Genomic DNA, 16,645 nt, shown 5'->3' with positions numbered 1-16,645 from the left:
TCATACACCTTCCATTCTCCATCTTTTTTCATCCCTCCCATGGTAACCAGCATATGAATATGGGGATTGAAATTAATGCGAGAGCCAAACGTATGTAAACCAGCAATAATGCCGGGTACCACTTTACATTTCTTTTTGAACCATTCCTGTATGAGTTTCACTGCTTCATCCATGAAAGGTTTCAGCATCTCACGATGCTAAAAAAAGATATTTCTCAATCCTTCATCTATCGTAAAAATCACATGTCGGTGGCTTACTTGAAGCATATCTTCCGCCATGAGGCGCCCCCACTCTTCGGTTTCTCCATTAGAGCAACTCGTACAGAATCTCCCCTTACAACGGAAGGCTATCTTTCGGACATCATGGCACCCTTCGCATACAAAGAGTTTAAAGCCGTTCTCATATGTACCACATGTCCGAAATTTATCGACTTCTTTTATCACATTGGCACGCACGCGGTTTCCGTGCTTTTCAACAAATCGGTCCCAATGCTGATGCTCATCGAAAAAGATATGCTTCAAAATATTTGTCTCCATCTTCTCATTTTACAATAAATTCAAAGAGAAAGGGACCTATCGGTCCCCACCTCAAGCTGCTTTATCGCTTTAAAGCAACATATACTTTCTTATACGACAAATAAATGAAAAGCCACTTACCCATACTAAAAAAGTGATTTAAAGCACAAATCCAATGATGGGAGTGGTATCTTTTATGCCGAACCAACAACCTCAACAAGGAGTAAATACAGCTCCACAATCTCAAAGCGCACCTTCAGAGATAAGTCAACAAGCTCAAAGTACAACTTCACAATCTCAAAATGCACCTTCACAGACAAATCAACAAGCTCAGGCTACAGCTTCAACAAATGCAGCAGAGAAAGCGCAACGATAAAACGTTTTTTTAAATCCCCTGGAATTTAGCAGGGGATTTATTTATTATTTTCAGATTCACATTGAATTTGTTAGTTATTTGTAATTCTTATGTTTAAAAATGTAATCAATGGTCATTATAAGTAGCAGGGAAGGAAACTAGTCTCTTCTTTCTCATTACTCCTTTTCCCACTGGATTATTCCGGTGGGAATTACACTATGTAGCCTTCACTGACATAAGACGATGCACATCGTCCTTCCCCTAAATGTTTCCGGCCATCAGCACATTCGCCTCCTAACCCCGGTTAGTGTGGTACGGCTAGCAAGCGCACAAAAAAACTCGCCTATCATGGCGAGGAAAAAGGAGATACCCTGGATATCTTCCTAACAATTTTATTCATGAATACGCAAAATATTTATCATTTATCCGGTATTCTTCAAGTTTGATTTGGATGTTAATAAAAAAGCTCCTATAATAAAGCTCCAAGGTGCCCAAACTTTATCGATAGCCTACAAACAGCGGAAAATAAATCTGCTGTCTTTTTTATGTCCTTCTCCCCTTCGTATGAAACGACTTTTTTTCAGCAAAATATACAAAGATGATTCTATTTACGTAAAGGAGAAAGCGATGCCAAGTAAAGCAAAAAAGAAAAAAACTAACCCCCACCCAAATCGAGTATCAAAGTTTCGCAAAACAGCGTGAACCTGCAAGACCGATTTTCAGGAACGTCATCCTTGCTTTTTTTGTTGGCGGATTTATTTGCCTAATCGGCCAGTTTATTCAGACGTTTTTTATGAATGTTTTCCATTTCTCACAGAAGGCAGCCGGAAATCCAACCGTGGCGGTCCTTATCTTCACTTCCGTTCTTCTCACCGGGCTTGGGGTATACGACAAAATTGCCCAGTTTGCCGGGGGCGGCACCGCTGTCCCTGTTACCGGGTTTGCCAATTCCATCGCCTCAGCCGCCATTGAACACAAAACCGAAGGCTATGTGCTCGGTGTAGGCGGGAATATGTTCAAGCTTGCCGGTTCGGTTATTGTTTTTGGTGTTGTATCCGCTTTCTTTGTCGCTCTTATAAAATGGACTATTTCAGTGCTTGGAGGTGTGTAAGCTTGCTGAAAGGACATCAAACCTGGGTATTTCCCAACCAACCTGTTATTATATCTTCCGCCGCAGTCGGCGGACCAGATGAAGCAAAGGGGCCACTGGCTGAAGATTTTGATATTCTTCATGAAGATCACTGGCTAGCACAGAAAAGCCTGGAAAAGGCCGAGAAAGTCATGCTCGAAGAAGCGTGTGACAAAGCCATTGAAAAAGCGAACATACAAAAAGGCAGCATAAATTTTATGCTCGCGGGCGATTTAATTAACCAGATAACACCCAGCAGTTTTTCTGCGCGTACAGTAGGCGTTCCCTACCTTGGAATTTTTGGCGCCTGCTCTACATCAATGGAGGGGCTTGCCCTCGCCTCTCTAATCATTGATAGCCAGGCAGCCAATTATGTACTGGCGGGAACCTCCAGCCACAATCTTACGGCTGAAAAGCAGTTCCGTTATCCAAATGAATATGGTTCTCAAAAGCCAGCTACGGCCCACTGGACCGTAACCGGAGCGGGCGTTGCGATTGTAGGCGCTAGTGGAAACGGCCCTCGAGTAACCGCAGCGACGATTGGGCGGATTGTCGATATGGGGCTTTCTGACCCCTTCAATATGGGTGCGGCGATGGCGCCTGCTGCCGTAGATACAATCGGGGCGCACTTTCGAGATTTAAACATTGGACCCGATCATTATGATCTCATTGTGACCGGAGATCTTGGCAAGGTTGGACACCAGATTGCGGCTGACCTGCTAAAAAAGCACGGCTTTGTGATCCCGGAACAATCCTTTACCGATTGCGGCCTGCTCATTTACAGCAAAGAGCAAAAATTATTTGCGGGCGGGAGCGGCTGCGCGTGCTGTGCAACTGTAACATACGGTCACCTGCTCAATCGGCTGCGCAAAGGGGAATGGCAACGAATCCTCGTGATTGCTACCGGTGCGCTTCTTTCCCCACTCACCTTCCAGCAAAAAGAGAGCATTCCTTGTATCGCCCATGCCGTTGCAATCGAAAGTACCGTATAGGAGGTCAAAACAATGAGTACATTTATTTGGGCGTTTGTTGTTGGGGGGCTTATTTGTGTAGTAGGTCAGCTTTTAATGGATGTAGGCAAACTCACGCCGGGACACACCATGGCTACTCTGGTCGTGATAGGCTCCATTCTTGCCGGGCTGGGCTGGTATGAACCGCTCATCAAATTCGCCGGAGCAGGTGCAACCGTTCCTATCACCAGCTTCGGAAATTCCCTGACGCAGGGAGCCCTGCAGGAGATGGAAAGGGATGGCATTGTCGGCATTATTACCGGTATTTTTGAAGTAACAAGTGCCGGTATTTCCGCTGCGATTATTTTCGGCTTTTTAGGCGCCCTTGTGTTTAAACCGCGTTCATAGCACATACTACCCTTTGTGGAGGTGAGACAGATGACCGTATCGATGCAGGTAAAGACCGTGCTTGCCAGCTTGAAAAGTGCACAGGCGAGCCTGGAAACATTCGCTCTTAGCACGCAAAATCAGGATGCGAAGCAAGTTTTCTCAGAAAACGCACAGAAGACGCAAAACATCATCGAGGCTTTGGAGCCGCGTATCCAGCAGTTGGAGCAGGAAGAGCCGCAATACAAGGGCTTCTAGAATTTTCTCTTGTAAGGTGAGTGTCCGTGCTCACCTTACTTCATATGAGATGAGGTGAATAAAATGGCAGATACATTTCAAGTGATACTGCGCTCCTTTTTTGCTCTTATAGCCCTCTTTGTTATCACAAGGTTAATGGGAAAAAAGCAGCTGGCCCAGCTCACCTTTTTTGAATACATAGCGGGGATTACCCTGGGAAGCATCGTCGCTTTTATCTCAACCGACCTGGAGGGCAACCTGGTCCACGGGTACGCTAGCCTGCTTGTGTGGTCAACCATCCCTTTATTGATTGAGTATATCTCCGTAAAAAGCAGGACCGCCCGCGGAATTTCCGAAGGAAAAGGGACCGTCTTTATCAAGAACGGAAAAATCATGGAAGATAACCTGAAAAAGGAGAACTATACAACAGACGAACTGCTTGAAGAGCTGCGTTTAAAGAACGTATTCAAAGTGGCCGACGTTGAGTTTGCGGTTCTGGAGACCAACGGACAGCTGAGTGTCATGAAAAAAAGGGACGCGCAGCCTGTGACACTAAAAGACTTAAAGATTAAGGCAGCCCCCGAAAGGGAATCGCAAGCGGTCATTATGGATGGAAAAGTGATGCTGGAGCCCCTCGCAACAGCGGGGTTTAACGTTCAATGGCTGAATACGGAACTGGAAAAAATCGGGGTTACCCTTGATAATGTTTTTCTCGGCCAGGTGGATTCCTACGGGCAGCTCACCCTGGATTTATACGATGACAAAATAACGGTAGCGCCTCCAACACAGCAGCAACTGCTCCAGGCAACACTAAAAAAATGCCAGGCCGACCTTGAACTGTTTGCCCTTTCCACCCAAACGACAGAAACGAAAAAATTATATGAAAAAGCATCGCAGGATACAGCAGCCATACTCCAAGCCGTTTCTCCTTTTCTTAGATAAAAGGAGAAAGGCTTGGAACGCAAAATTTCAGTCGACACAGCGGAAAACTATAAATAGGAAACAAGTTGGATACTCCATTCAAAACCTGCCCATTTAAAAATCCAACTTTTTTTATCCCAGTGTTGAAGGAGAGAGTTTTCAACAGATGAAAAAAGGAGTATTTCTTGCCATCATTTATGGAATTGTTCTTATTACAGCCTTTTATTTTCGAGATTTTTTATTACATTGGCTTCATGAAAGTGATGTCTCACACCTTCCTTTCATGTTTTTTCTTTCGATTCTTTTTGGCTTAATTCCCATGATTCCATTTACCGTTTTTGCTGGTACGATGGGAGCGAAATATGGCATTTTGCTTGGCAGTATCATCAATTGGTTTGGCTCGGTAGGTGCCGTGGTCATCATTTTTGTTTTGGTACGTTATTTATCCGTGAATAATCTACAACAATATGCAAATCGCTTTAAACGCTTAAATAAGTTTAATGAAATGATAGCTCGAAATGCCTTTTTTTCAGTATTCATCGCTCGCATTATTCATATCATCCCCCCAATGGTCGTTCACATTTATTCCGTGCTAAGTTCGATGTCCTTTAAAACTTTTTTTCTTGCCACCGCCATTGGCTACATTCCTTCAATGTTCGTTTATGCCTACCTAGGAAATCAATTGTTTACTTCTGTTCAAACGTTTGTGCTTGGTCTTGCGATCTACTTAGAATTTATTCTTGTTGTTCTTTTGTTCTACCGATGGTGGTTGAGGGCAAAGAAAAAGGTGGCCATAAAGTAGAAGATACAACATGATTGAACGAGGTTAGGCACAAACCTCAGATAAGAAGAGTGTTCGGTAATCTTGGTTATGTAAAAAGCAGCTACCTGTTAAAAAGCAGTGTTGTTTTTAATAGTAAGTGATCGGATGCTGATGAATTTATTTCAACAACTTCTACAGAAGCAACATGTATATCGGGGCTAACAAATATGTAGTCCAGCTGTAATTTAGGTCGAAATGAGGGAAATGTACAATATGTTCCTTTGCCTGCGGCATAACAAACATCAATAAAATGTCTGGTCATTTTTTTCCATGCTTTCACTTCTGGTTTCATATTCCAATCTCCCATAATGACGACAGGCTGAGAATCCTCTTCAATTTTTCCCACGATAAAATTAGTTTGTTTCTTATGAATGAATGGATTAAGATTAAGATGGGTGACGTATACTTTAAACAACTGTTTAGGAAGTTGTACACCGATTTCCAACAAGGAACGATTTTCTGTAAATCTGTTAAAAGTTAAAAGATGATTCTTTTCTAATACGATTGGATAACGCGACAAAAAGGCATTTCCATATTGGCGAAGCACTGTGGAATCTTTTGATTGTAATGTATAGGCCTCCCCAAAAGCATGATTCATTTCCAGATATTTTGCTAACCAGGATACCTGGTCAATATAATCACTTCTTTTTGAAAAATGTCTATCTACCTCATTTAAACTGACGAGGTCCGCCTTACTTTCTTGAATCACTTTGGCGATTCTCTCTAAATTCAGTTTTCGATCGGTTCCCCTCCCATGGTGGATATTAAACGTCATTACGTTTATTTCCAAGCCCTTCCCTCCAATTACTGTCTTTTGCATAGCTACTTCCCTGCAAAACTTTATTTTCCCATACCGATTGCTAATAGTATAAGCTTTTCCAACTTATTGAATTAACTGAAGTACCCACTCTTTTATGTCGACGACCCGGAAATGCTTTGGAACTGTTTCTGTTCCTGCAATAATCATGGGCACCAAAGAGTCCTCCTTGTGAAGCGGCACCGTGTCCGGCTCCATTCAGATGTGTGGGTGAACTCTCGCCGACAAATTCACAGCCCGGTTTGGCCGTAATGACAAGAAAGCGCCCAGGATGAGAATATAGAGCGCCATATAGGCGGACCAGGACATCCGGATAGTCATTGTATTCAATATCCTCTCCCGTAATCTGAATATCCAAAAGCGATGCATCTCCGTTTAACCTCCAGGTTTGCCGGTAATGGTCTTGATACGGACCATTCGGGCGAAAGGCCAACGCACTTTCTTTTCCCCCTCCTCTTACTTGAATTCTATCGTCTTCTTTCCAGGCGATGACACCAATGCGCTTATCTCCCTGCAGGTAGGCAGCCACTTCAAAAAGCGGGAGGTTATCGTACAGGGCATAAATATAGGTCATTCTTTCATTCACACATACGAAAAGCTGGTCATTTTTCTCTATTCGTTTTCCCAGTTTGGAGATTCTGTACCTGCTAAGTAACGACCGCAAGTAAATCAGTGCCTGACTACGGCTTGGTCCAATTGGCGCTTGACCGCTGTCTCCCATCACCACCCAAACCGCACGATGTAACGCCTCTTCCCAAGAGGCATATGCACCAAGTATTTCCTGCAGCTGCCGGTCTAGTTTTTCGATCCCGCTGATAGCCATTGGCCCGTTTTTATGCACGTTGTGATCGTTATCAGGAAAATACACAATCGTGAAGAGCGGGAGTTTTTGCTGCTGAATTAGGTATTTCAGTTCTTGGGCGGAAAATTTGTCGTTAAACCCACCCCTTTGCCAGAGATATCAGTACCTGTTTTCCGAATACAAACACGCAAGTACTCCGAATGAAAACAAAAGGGGTCCATGCGTTCGTAGTTTTTCGGGAAGAAGTTTAAGCCATACGGTGAGCTTTGGAACGTTGAATGGCTGAAGAAAGCTTCCGTGGTATATTAGACCGTTAATGGACCCCGACGGTATTTTATGAAAGGCGAGTTCTTCGTGAATCATTTGGACATCCTGACTAAGATGCTCATTGTTTAACCTGTATAGATTGTCCAGCAGTATCTGTTTGATGCCAATTTTAAGTAACTCCCGTTTTCCATTTCCATAATTCACTATACGTTTTTCCGTTTCGTCATACCAAACAAGTCCAGGTACTCGGTGGCGATCCGGATAGGTTCCGGTTAAGAGGGAACTATCAACAGTGACAGACATGGTAGGAAATGAACTCACAACATCCGGAATATATTGCCCGCGTTCCATAAAAAAGCGTAGAGCTGGCGCGCGTCCCTTCCGAATGGCTTCCTGTAAGGGCAGATGCATGAGGGAATCAATACAAAGAAGAAGGACAGGCCGACGATATGGTTCTATTGAATATAATCATCCTTTTTTTGGCATAGAAGTACCTTTTTGACTTAGCATGGGATTAAATCCTGCTTTTCATTCAAACTTATATCGTTACCTGTTAAAAGGATTACAATCCATTATTTCATCATTTACATAAATCAGTATCCCCTGTATCATAATGGATGGCTTTATTTGCTTTAGAAAGGGGGACACAAAATGATTGTTTTTGCAGCCATTTTTTTGCTCGCTTTATTTTTCGCACACCGCAATACGTTCGACGTTGCTGTGAAAACAGTAGAAGTTGAGGTTCATTTACCCTTTGGAAAAGAGTTAAACATTCTTCACCTTTCTGATATGCACATGGAGAATCTGTCGATTACTTCTGAGGCTCTTTATGATAAGATAAAAGATTTAAAAATTGATCTGATTGCTTTAACGGGAGATCAATTGGAACGAGAAAGAAACATCCAGCCGTTTATGGAATATATCGAGGCTCTAAAGAGGATTCATGTTCCTTACGGTATCTACGTGGTTTTTGGTAATCATGATTATTTACTGCGTAAAAGCAGCCTTGATTTTTTTCGCAAAACGCTGGAAAGCCATGGCTGCATCGTGATGCAAAATGAGAATAAGACGCTGCATGTCGGCGACACCGTGGTTAATATCATCGGTATCGATGATTTCAGCACCCGTCGAAGCGATTTCACCCGTTCATATAAGGGAATTAACGAGGGAGTTAATCTCGTGTTAACCCATGATCCAAATGCGGTGCTTGAGATGAACGAGACCCCATTTGATTATCTTCTCTCCGGACATTTTCACGGTGGGCAAATCCATTGGCCAAAGCCATACCATCTCGTGAAGATGGGAAAATTAGCTCGTATGAATATCATTAAAGGACTCCATTATCAGAACGGAAAGCCGTTCTATATTAGCGAAGGGTTAGGACAAACCGGGATTAATATTCGCACCGGCTGCCGGCCTGAAATCACTTTTCATACACTGAAAGGAAAAGAGAATAAACAAGTGGCGCAGGTCAGTTAAAGGCTTCTAAACAATTGTGTTGTTTAGAAGCCTTTTCTTATTTAAGGATTTCAAGGACTTTTTTCCAGGCTGCTGCTTCCCTGCTTCTGTTGTACGTATGAAGGTGATGATGCCAGTCATTACGCTGTTCTTCGTCGTTTAAAACATTAAACAACTGCTTTTCACACGATAAAGCAAAATCAATCCGGTGTGCCAATTTTTGTGATACAAGGTAACGAAGATTTATCTCTTCCTGACCAGGTAAGGCTGAATGAATAAAAATGGGCAGCTTTTTGCATAGCGCTTCACTTATCGTTATTCCTCCCGGTTTGGTAATCACCGCATCTGCCTGTTCGTACCACTTATTCATTTCCTCTCTTGAGGAAACAAAAGGGATGGGTTGAATATGTTCAACTCCCCAGGAAGCAACTTCATGAATCAGTTTTTCATTCTTACCGCAGAGAACAATAATGCGGAAATGCGTCGCGTGCTTCAGATTTTGTAAAATGAGCGGGATATTGCCCAATCCGTTACTGCCTCCGGATATCAAAATCGTATAAGGGGGTACGAATTTTTTATGCCCTTTTGTCTCCTCAAAGCATTCATCCACCGGAATTCCGGTTACAATAATTTGTTCTCCAGCAATTTTAAGTTTACTTATCAGTTCATCTTTTAGTGGGACTGAAGGAACAAAGTGATAATCAATTCCGTTACGGCCCCAAACGTTATTAATGAAAAAATCTGTATAAACATTGATAACAGGAGTGAATATTTTCCTTTTTTCTTTCAGCCTGCTGACTAAAAAAGAGGGAAAAGCGTGTGTACAAATAATTAAGTCGGGTTCTTCCTCTTTTAGCAGCTGCTCCATTTTTTTCTCAAACAACTTTTCATACCACTGTAGATGAGAATTGCTTACATATCCTGTTTTACAGGCAAAATGCTTGTACACTTGTTTATATAGCTGCGGTGCGTAATAAATCCATTTTAGATATAACTCTGTGACCGCTTTTTCCATCCATTGATTTACATAGCTTAGAAATTCGACTTTTCTACACGATATTTCCGGCGCTCTTTTTTCCAGCGAATAGATGAGAGCGTCGGCGACCTGATGATGCCCTGAAGCCATTTGCAGAAGTGGTAAAAAAAGAACTTTTTGCATACCTGCTGGGATCCTCCTGTGCTGTACATAGTTGTCTTCTTCAGTACGCATTACTAAATATGCAGAAAAACGTGGATGTGCAGCAATTTAGTGAAGGGGGATAGGCAGGTTGAGTGCAATCTTGAAGGCTTGGTCACTGGTGGACCAGATTTATTTTTATTGTTCCCGGCTGCAGTATGTAAATGAAGAAGAAAAAAATGTCTTTCGTGTAAAACTTCTGAGATATCGCGGAAGAAATCTTTTCCTTTCGAATGGGGCCTCCATTCAGACAGGGGATATCCTGCTTAAAATCCATTTGCATAACTGTTTGTTGATGAATGAAATGATAAATATAGAAAATGACACAAAGCGGGCTCTGTATGTTTACAAACGGGTCGAAGAGTCGATGCCGAGTCTCGGCCATTTTATCTCTAATCACCCACAAAACAATACCATTAAAGGCATCATTGGAATTACTTTTCTGCATCGAGGTGTCAGCCGGCTTGGGTTTGAAGTGAAGGAGATTGAGAATCCGCATTACAAAAGCGTGAAACAGATCGGTCTGAAACCATTATTTATCTTATGTCATTTGAATAAGCAGCAACCATGGAAAGAGAAAAACCTGGTTCCCAAGTTTCTTATTATGTCAAAAGAACAATTGTTAAGCAGGTATTTAAAGGATGCGTAACCACTATACTTTGTTAAATTTAGGGTTCTGTATAGTATCACGACCTAGTCATCATTCTAACTATGTGTATAGAATGCGGAAACGGGGCTCGGCAAGTGATAAATTATCGAAAGTCACAACGCAGGAATGAACGAAGGCTGCCGCTATCCCATAATCACCATCTCTTGTGTATATTGTGATTCAAAAAAATTCGGAGGGGGCGTTTATCTGAAAGCTGCAGCTGAAAATTTCGCGATTTGTATGCATTTATAACATTTTTCAAAGCACCTTAATTCCGCGTCAGGACTGCGTTTGCCCCCCTATTTTAAGCTAATCCAACTACCCCTTACACTACTGAAAGCTCCTACATGAATTTTTCTTCTGATAAACGTTTCGCCATGTCCAGTGCAGTCTTTTCAGAACTGCTCCCAGAATATAACTTATATCCGGCTTTTTTATGTTCATCCACCCGCCCGTCCTTACAGACAATCACGTTATTTTCAGAGATCATGACATGATACATGTAACCCCTCCTATCCTGCTGTATTTCCAGTATTTCTTGTTTTTCCGTAATAAATTCTAAGAAAGTTGCGACCTCCCCTTCAAGCGTGCTGATTAAGGTATAGTTATTCAGCTAATGCACAGATTAGCTCAACAAATACTGTTAACCAAAAAATATACTCTTTAAATTTTTTAAGACATCTTGGAGAAACTATCTATAAAATTGTAGGCGGATGGTGTTTTTCTTATGAAGAGATTGCTTTCAATTTGTTTGCTTATCGGTATTTTAAATATAAATGTGGTCTATGGATCCGGTGGGGAAAATCCGTCAAATAACCAGCATGGTCCTTTTGAGGCCTTTTATCTTAAACACGGTTACAAATCAGTCGAAGACGCGGTAAAGGAATGTGAAAACAATTTGCACAGAGAACTTCAATTGCCAGCTAAATTACCACCTGTGAAATTTACCCACCGTTTCGGAAGGTTTACTAACATGTATGGTAAAAAAATTGATGGTCTTGAGGTTCACTATCTCAATGAGAAGGACCTGACCATTCATTACATGATTACAGTAAAACCGATTGAACATAAAATGAATTTCCATAGCAAAAATGGAGTTAGTGGTACGTATAAACTTAAAGATGAAAGGGAAGCGGTATATTTAACCATTACTAGACATGGTGGTGACAAGGGTGTTAATGTACTGGTGTTTGAAAAAAACGGTTGGCAATATATGTTATCAATTGATAAACGAATGGAAGAGAAAGTACCAACCAAGGTTCTAATTGAAATAGCAGAATCTGTAGAAAACACATCTGGAAAAAATTAATCCATTAGAACGTTAACAGGAATCGATTATTATAAGTGTAAAAGCAGTCCACCGCCCACCTTCTGCTCCTACGTATCCTATAAACAACTCATTGTATTACATCCGCATCATCCTTTAACCAAATCGGGTTCAACATAACTCCCCCATCCATACGCCTACAGTGCGTTTGACCACGTTTTAATGTAGTCTGATTACCGTATAGTTTAAGCAGTACTGTTGTTCGAAGAACATAGGATTAGAGTGATTAACTAATGAGCGGTTTAATGGGTAAGAAATGAGTACGTCCTGTAAAATTCAATTTACTACATAAAATTATGCGACGGAATGGCGACTTTAACGCAGAGGTTAGCCAGGCGTAAAGCCTGGAATTTACTGGGTTGAAACTAAATACCCAATATTCTTTCAGCCATGTAGCTGTGATTTTTAAGTGTATTCACAGTTTCAGGAATATACTCATTAGTTATTAAGTCTTTGTAGGTTTCGCGTTTCACGATGAGTTCTGCTTGCCCATTCCTTACAAATACAACAGCAGGTCTTGGAATACGGTTATAATTATTAGCCATGGCGTACCCGTATGCACCTGTACATGAAACAGCTAAAATATCTCCATGGTTTACTTTAGGTAACTGGATATTCCAGATGAGCATATCTCCACTTTCACAACACTTTCCTGCTATTGAGACCATTTCTTCCGGCTTTTCATTTATTCGGTTAGCTAGTACAGCCTCGTACTTTGCTTGATATAATGCCGGACGAAGATTATCTGTCATTCCTCCATCTACCGACACATATTTGCGAATACCCTCTACCTCTTTCATAGAGCCGACAGTATAAAGCGTGGTTCCAGCTTCTCCAACAATACTACGTCCTGGCTCAATCCAAATTTCAGGAATTGGGTACGCTCTTTTCGTAAATGAACGATGGACAGAATCAGTAATCACTTTTATATAGGCTTCTTCTGTTGGCGGTATATCTTCAGCATGATAACGTATGCCAAATCCCCCACCAACATTTAAAACTTGGGCTGTGAATGACAATTTATCTTGGAGTTGCGCCAAAAATTCAGCAAGACATTCGATTGCAGCTTCAAATCCTCTCGTTTCAAAAATTTGTGAACCGATATGAGAATGCACGCCAAGAAGATGAAGAGAGGAAAGCTGTAAAGCTTCACTGACTGCCTTATAAGCTTGACCGCTTTTTATGTCAAATCCAAATTTAGAATCCTGTTGTCCTGTGACCATGTATTGGTGGGTGTGGCATTCTACTCCCGGACTAACCCGTAAAAGAATATGGGCCGTTTTTCCGTATTTCCGGGCTAAATCGGCTAGCATAGTTAACTCATAGAAATTGTCTACTACGAAACAACCTATATTGGCCTCTAATGCCATTTGAATTTCTTGCCTCGTTTTATTATTACCATGAAAATGGATGCGCTCAGCAGGAAATCCTGCAGCTAAAGCTGTAAATAATTCCCCTGCAGAAACAACATCCAAACACATATTTTCTTCTTCAATAATCTTACATACCTTCATAGTACAAAATGCTTTACTGGCATAAGCTACACGAAACGGGTACCCCGTCTCTTTGAAAACCTGAATGTAATTTCGACACTTTTGCCGAATTAATTTCTCATCGTAGACAAATAAAGGAGTGCCGAACTTTTGAACCAAATCAAGGGTGTCACAACCCCCTATTTCTAAATGGCCTCGCTTATTAACCGTAGATGTTCCGTGTAAAAACAAACACGATTCCCCCTTTCTATTCAAGGTTTTAATTAAAAGGATTGGGTAAAATGATTATTGGTAAATCTTCTTGAAAAATAACAAGTTTAGCCCAACCCACTGGCTTTAATTCTTATTACTCCCACCCAATATACTAAGACATCAACCTAATAATTGCCTGGACTAATGTCCCTCCACAAATAACTATTTTACTTCCAGAACATGAGCCCAACAATCTGTTGCCTAAAGACATTTCCCTTTTTGGCTTCGGATCGTCGATAATCAATATATTTGACACTCAATACTAACTTTATGTTATAAAACTTTGCACTTTTCCAGATGTTGAATATCCGTATGTTAGCTTAGAGTATGGGAGCCAATTTATAGTGGGTTTCTTTTTTATCCTGTTGATTAATTCATTACTTAATATAAACTCTCTTATGAATGTTAGTAAAAACATTAGTTTCCAGTTAATAATCCGATAGGAGTGTAACAGTAAGTCTTTTAATGGAAAAAACCACTCCGGAGTGTGATTAAAGGATGTACTTATAAAGTTGCAGTTTCCAATAAAAATACATACATGATGACGTAAAATATTTTGTGTAAAGGAATTTTACCAAGATTTGGTGTCTTACAGGCAATAAAAAAGTAGGGTATCCTCGGAATTGTCCAGATTCCATAAAAGAGAGGAGATGACCCTACTTATGTCATGTAGTATATCGAATTCCGACCTGACAAATCAATTGGAAAATCTTTTACGAAACTTTGTGAAGGAAAAGCTTGAGCTGATTATGCGGGAAGAGCTCACAAACTTCCTGCAGGTAGAACACCCTGATCTTTCAGACAGTCGAAACGGTTATTACCAGCGTTCCCTGGACACACGCTACGGAAAGATTGAGAACCTTTCGGTTCCCCGCGACCGGGAGGGCGCGTTTCAAACCGGGCTTTTTGCTTCGTATCAACGCCGGGATGGATGGCTGGAGGAAGCCATTATTAAGATGTATCAGAGCGGGATGAGCACAAGAGAAGTGGGCAAATTCATCGAACGTATGGTGGGCTCCTCTTATTCTCCAGCCACGATTAGCAACATTACAGACGCCACGGTTGAAGATATTGAGAAGTGGCAGAAGCGCCCTCTGGCCAAGCGTTATTCTGTCCTCTATCTGGACGGGCTTTACATCCGCCTTCGCCGGGATACCGTAGGCAAGGAAGTCATTTACCTTGTCCTTGGTGTTACGGAAGACGGCTACCGGGATATCCTTGGCTTCTATGTGGGTGGGCAGGAAAGCGCATCGGGTTGGCGTGAGCTCCTGCTTGATTTGTACAAACGCGGCCTTCAGGAAGTCCTGCTCGGTGTATTCGACGGGCTGGCAGGCCTCGAAGAGGCGTTTCTTGACGTCTATCCCAAAGCGGATGTGCAGCGCTGTGTGGTTCACAAAGTGCGGAATACGTTGAACAAGGTTCGAAAGAACGATCAATATGAAGTGGCGGAGGACCTGAAGGTGATTTATGGCTCTTCTACTCAAGAAGCTGCTCTTACGCAGTTTCAGGTGTTCCAGGAAAAATGGGCAAAGAAGTACCCAAGGGAAGTGGCTTCCTGGGGGCAGGACTTGCCCGCTCTCCTTACGTTTCTCTCGTATCCATCTGCCATCGCAGTGTGATTTATACAACGAACTGGATCGAACGAACCAACAAAGAAATCCGCAAACGTCTAAAAGCGATGAATAGCCTATCCAGTCTGAAAGCAGCAGAGAAAATCGTCTACCTAACCATACAAGACTTACAGGAACGATGGCAGGCCCATAAACTAAAGGGATTCGCTGCCGCCCATACAGCCTTGCAGGATAAATTCAAACAAAGATATGGAGTCTAGAATCAACACCCTTTCTGCATTGTGAAAAAACGGAAGAACCCGTCAAGGGTTCGGTATGCCCTCACTTTTTTAGCTCGCCCTTGACTGAACCTTCTGTATTTTTTCTTGGTTTCCAAGGAGGTTGATTCTGCTTTTGTATCCACCTCCGGTGGATGCCCTACTCACTTACAAAAATTCTTCACGCTACCAATTTTAAATATCAGACTAAAGTAGGTATCTTTGTTAGAACAAGGATAGCTACTTTAGTTTACAATCTGACAATTATCAGGAATTATTGGTATTAAGACGATAGATTGATGTCATTCCTGTTCTCTTCATCCTCTTGGTCATTATCATCGCTTGTTCGTATGAATGATAATGGTAAGAGTCGGGTGATTACTCGCCCGGTTTAGTAAGAATTATTAATTTTGGATAAAAATAAGATCAAGAAGTATAACCTGAACCTTCCCAACCTGAACCCATAGGATCTGAATAAGTACCTGTTGGGTAAGCACCTCCAGGATACGTACCTGTAGGATAAGCAGCTTCAGGATGAGTACCCCAATAATGCTTCATCCTATATAACCGATCAACCTCTTGGGTATGATAAAAATGCTTTTGGTAACAGTGCGTATGCAAAGCCGGGTCCACATACTCGTACTTTCTCATTAATAATCCGTATAGCTCGGCTTTCTTCAAATGATGTCTTAATTCGCGTATTCCCTTTCCTCCCAATGAATTTCTTCATTACAACATTAAACATATGCGGAGGATGAAAAAGTTGTATAGGCGTTTGTCCATTGGGCTTATTAAATATTTTTGGATGTTACAATGAATAGCGTCCAAAATGATAAAAGAATACATAAGCAATTTGGGCATTTGTCCCAGGTCATCCTCCTCCCTTCTGCATATATATCTATCATGGCTAAAAATTAAGGAGGTAAACATGAAGTATCCACCTTATCCATATTATATTTATCCTGTATCAAACCAGATTGAATTCGAGCCCGAAAGAAGGGAATCCAGTTCCAGGAATACTGTGACATTCACGAAACAGCTTTTGAATCATTTGCAACAACGAAGGGGAAGGGAAATCTCCGTTGCGACTCCCGTTGAAATCATTAAAGGAACATTAGAGGAGGTTTTCCCCGATCATATTTTAGTCTCAAATGAGGGAGAACATTATCAAATTAGGCTTGAGGGGATTATTTATATTAATTAAAACGTAGAAAAGACATAAGTAAAAACAACCTACGGGTGTGCTTTATAGAAAGCA

Annotated in this window: 17 protein-coding genes and 2 pseudogenes; 12 read left to right on the top strand and 7 right to left on the bottom strand. The window is 41.6% G+C overall.

Going from position 1 to position 16,645, the window contains the following annotated elements; genetic code table 11:
- Positions 1-536, bottom strand: a pseudogene (locus tag MBEAL2_RS34450) (IS91 family transposase); the annotation flags it as partial.
- Positions 537-711: 175 nt separating this feature from the next.
- Between MBEAL2_RS34450 and MBEAL2_RS26665 the strand changes: the two are divergent.
- From MBEAL2_RS26665 to MBEAL2_RS26635, 7 genes are all read left to right on the top strand, one after another.
- Entirely contained in the window at positions 712-891 is a 180-nt protein-coding gene (locus MBEAL2_RS26665; protein ID WP_047155250.1) for a hypothetical protein, read from the top strand.
- Positions 892-1,540: 649 nt separating this feature from the next.
- Positions 1,541-1,981 carry a stage V sporulation protein AC gene (gene spoVAC / locus MBEAL2_RS26660; protein WP_047155249.1) on the top strand — a complete coding sequence of 147 codons (441 nt, stop codon included), beginning with the start codon at positions 1,541-1,543 and terminating at the stop codon, positions 1,979-1,981.
- A 2-nt stretch (positions 1,982-1,983) separates the two neighbouring features.
- Positions 1,984-2,991: a stage V sporulation protein AD gene (gene spoVAD, locus MBEAL2_RS26655; RefSeq protein ID WP_047155248.1), complete on the top strand. Its 1,008-nt coding sequence runs from the start codon at positions 1,984-1,986 to the stop codon at positions 2,989-2,991.
- Positions 2,992-3,003: 12 nt separating this feature from the next.
- Positions 3,004-3,357, top strand: coding sequence for a stage V sporulation protein AE (gene spoVAE / locus MBEAL2_RS26650; protein WP_047155247.1), 354 nt, complete (start codon positions 3,004-3,006; stop codon positions 3,355-3,357).
- 30 nt (positions 3,358-3,387) lie between these two features.
- Positions 3,388-3,594, top strand: a complete 207-nt coding sequence (locus MBEAL2_RS26645; protein ID WP_047155246.1) for a DUF1657 domain-containing protein — start codon at positions 3,388-3,390, stop codon at positions 3,592-3,594.
- Between the two features lie 63 nt (positions 3,595-3,657).
- Entirely contained in the window at positions 3,658-4,515 is an 858-nt protein-coding gene (locus MBEAL2_RS26640; RefSeq protein WP_047155245.1) for a DUF421 domain-containing protein, read from the top strand.
- A gap of 145 nt (positions 4,516-4,660) precedes the next feature.
- Entirely contained in the window at positions 4,661-5,296 is a 636-nt protein-coding gene (locus MBEAL2_RS26635; RefSeq protein WP_047155244.1) for a TVP38/TMEM64 family protein, read from the top strand.
- 82 nt (positions 5,297-5,378) lie between these two features.
- On the opposite strand, the gene MBEAL2_RS26630 is transcribed toward MBEAL2_RS26635, so the two are convergent.
- The 3 genes from MBEAL2_RS26630 to MBEAL2_RS33325 all read right to left on the bottom strand — a co-directional run bounded on the left by MBEAL2_RS26630 (position 5,379) and on the right by MBEAL2_RS33325 (position 7,614).
- Positions 5,379-6,137, bottom strand: a complete 759-nt coding sequence (locus MBEAL2_RS26630; RefSeq protein ID WP_047155243.1) for an endonuclease/exonuclease/phosphatase family protein — start codon at positions 6,135-6,137, stop codon at positions 5,379-5,381.
- A gap of 40 nt (positions 6,138-6,177) precedes the next feature.
- Positions 6,178-6,975, bottom strand: a complete 798-nt coding sequence (locus MBEAL2_RS33330; RefSeq protein WP_236693031.1) for a hypothetical protein — start codon at positions 6,973-6,975, stop codon at positions 6,178-6,180.
- Positions 6,976-7,095: 120 nt separating this feature from the next.
- Entirely contained in the window at positions 7,096-7,614 is a 519-nt protein-coding gene (locus MBEAL2_RS33325; RefSeq protein ID WP_236693030.1) for an alkaline phosphatase family protein, read from the bottom strand.
- A gap of 240 nt (positions 7,615-7,854) precedes the next feature.
- Between MBEAL2_RS33325 and MBEAL2_RS26620 the strand changes: the two genes are divergently transcribed.
- Positions 7,855-8,682 carry a metallophosphoesterase gene (locus tag MBEAL2_RS26620; protein ID WP_047155242.1) on the top strand — a complete coding sequence of 276 codons (828 nt, stop codon included), beginning with the start codon at positions 7,855-7,857 and terminating at the stop codon, positions 8,680-8,682.
- Between the two features lie 37 nt (positions 8,683-8,719).
- Here the strand turns inward: MBEAL2_RS26620 and MBEAL2_RS26615 are convergent, their stop codons facing one another.
- Complete coding sequence (locus tag MBEAL2_RS26615) at positions 8,720-9,820, bottom strand: MGDG synthase family glycosyltransferase (RefSeq protein ID WP_047155241.1); 1,101 nt, start codon at positions 9,818-9,820, stop codon at positions 8,720-8,722.
- Between the two features lie 109 nt (positions 9,821-9,929).
- Here MBEAL2_RS26615 and MBEAL2_RS26610 point away from each other — a divergent pair, with 109 nt between their 5' ends.
- A complete protein-coding gene (locus MBEAL2_RS26610; RefSeq protein ID WP_052948047.1) occupies positions 9,930-10,487 on the top strand; it encodes a YkoP family protein in 558 nt (185 codons plus the stop codon).
- 343 nt (positions 10,488-10,830) lie between these two features.
- On the opposite strand, the gene MBEAL2_RS32095 is transcribed toward MBEAL2_RS26610, so the two are convergent.
- Positions 10,831-10,989 carry a hypothetical protein gene (locus MBEAL2_RS32095; RefSeq protein ID WP_161798307.1) on the bottom strand — a complete coding sequence of 53 codons (159 nt, stop codon included), beginning with the start codon at positions 10,987-10,989 and terminating at the stop codon, positions 10,831-10,833.
- A 225-nt stretch (positions 10,990-11,214) separates the two neighbouring features.
- Here MBEAL2_RS32095 and MBEAL2_RS26605 point away from each other — a divergent pair, with 225 nt between their 5' ends.
- Positions 11,215-11,796, top strand: coding sequence for a hypothetical protein (locus MBEAL2_RS26605; protein ID WP_052948046.1), 582 nt, complete (start codon positions 11,215-11,217; stop codon positions 11,794-11,796).
- A 383-nt stretch (positions 11,797-12,179) separates the two neighbouring features.
- Here MBEAL2_RS26605 and lysA read toward each other — a convergent pair whose 3' ends face one another.
- A complete protein-coding gene (gene lysA, locus MBEAL2_RS26600; protein WP_047155239.1) occupies positions 12,180-13,538 on the bottom strand; it encodes a diaminopimelate decarboxylase in 1,359 nt (452 codons plus the stop codon).
- A gap of 683 nt (positions 13,539-14,221) precedes the next feature.
- Here lysA and MBEAL2_RS26595 point away from each other — a divergent pair.
- Positions 14,222-15,390: pseudogene (locus tag MBEAL2_RS26595) on the top strand (IS256 family transposase).
- 925 nt (positions 15,391-16,315) lie between these two features.
- On the top strand, positions 16,316-16,591 hold the full coding sequence (locus MBEAL2_RS26585) for a DUF2642 domain-containing protein (RefSeq protein ID WP_047155237.1): 276 nt from the start codon (positions 16,316-16,318) through the stop codon (positions 16,589-16,591).
- Positions 16,592-16,645: the final 54 nt, after the last annotated feature.

This window comes from Aneurinibacillus tyrosinisolvens (assembly GCF_001015055.1).
Lineage (GTDB): Bacteria > Bacillota > Bacilli > Aneurinibacillales > Aneurinibacillaceae > Aneurinibacillus_A > Aneurinibacillus_A tyrosinisolvens.
The sequence above is the reverse complement of the archived record's forward strand: the minus strand, read 5'-3'. Positions and strand labels throughout refer to the sequence as shown.

Bases quoted from the DNA above. Each gene is read 5' to 3' on its own strand.
- MBEAL2_RS26665 (WP_047155250.1), top strand. From the start codon at position 712: ATGCCGAACCAACAACCTCAACAAGGAGTAAATACAGCTCCACAATCT.
- spoVAE (WP_047155247.1), top strand. From the start codon at position 3,004: ATGAGTACATTTATTTGGGCGTTTGTTGTTGGGGGGCTTATTTGTGTA.
- MBEAL2_RS26645 (WP_047155246.1), top strand. From the start codon at position 3,388: ATGACCGTATCGATGCAGGTAAAGACCGTGCTTGCCAGCTTGAAAAGT.
- MBEAL2_RS26640 (WP_047155245.1), top strand. From the start codon at position 3,658: ATGGCAGATACATTTCAAGTGATACTGCGCTCCTTTTTTGCTCTTATA.
- MBEAL2_RS26635 (WP_047155244.1), top strand. From the start codon at position 4,661: ATGAAAAAAGGAGTATTTCTTGCCATCATTTATGGAATTGTTCTTATT.
- MBEAL2_RS26630 (WP_047155243.1), bottom strand. From the start codon at position 6,137: ATGCAAAAGACAGTAATTGGAGGGAAGGGCTTGGAAATAAACGTAATG.
- MBEAL2_RS33325 (WP_236693030.1), bottom strand. From the start codon at position 7,614: ATGCATCTGCCCTTACAGGAAGCCATTCGGAAGGGACGCGCGCCAGCT.
- MBEAL2_RS26620 (WP_047155242.1), top strand. From the start codon at position 7,855: ATGATTGTTTTTGCAGCCATTTTTTTGCTCGCTTTATTTTTCGCACAC.
- MBEAL2_RS26615 (WP_047155241.1), bottom strand. From the start codon at position 9,820: ATGCAAAAAGTTCTTTTTTTACCACTTCTGCAAATGGCTTCAGGGCAT.
- MBEAL2_RS32095 (WP_161798307.1), bottom strand. From the start codon at position 10,989: ATGTATCATGTCATGATCTCTGAAAATAACGTGATTGTCTGTAAGGAC.
- MBEAL2_RS26605 (WP_052948046.1), top strand. From the start codon at position 11,215: ATGAAGAGATTGCTTTCAATTTGTTTGCTTATCGGTATTTTAAATATA.
- MBEAL2_RS26585 (WP_047155237.1), top strand. From the start codon at position 16,316: ATGAAGTATCCACCTTATCCATATTATATTTATCCTGTATCAAACCAG.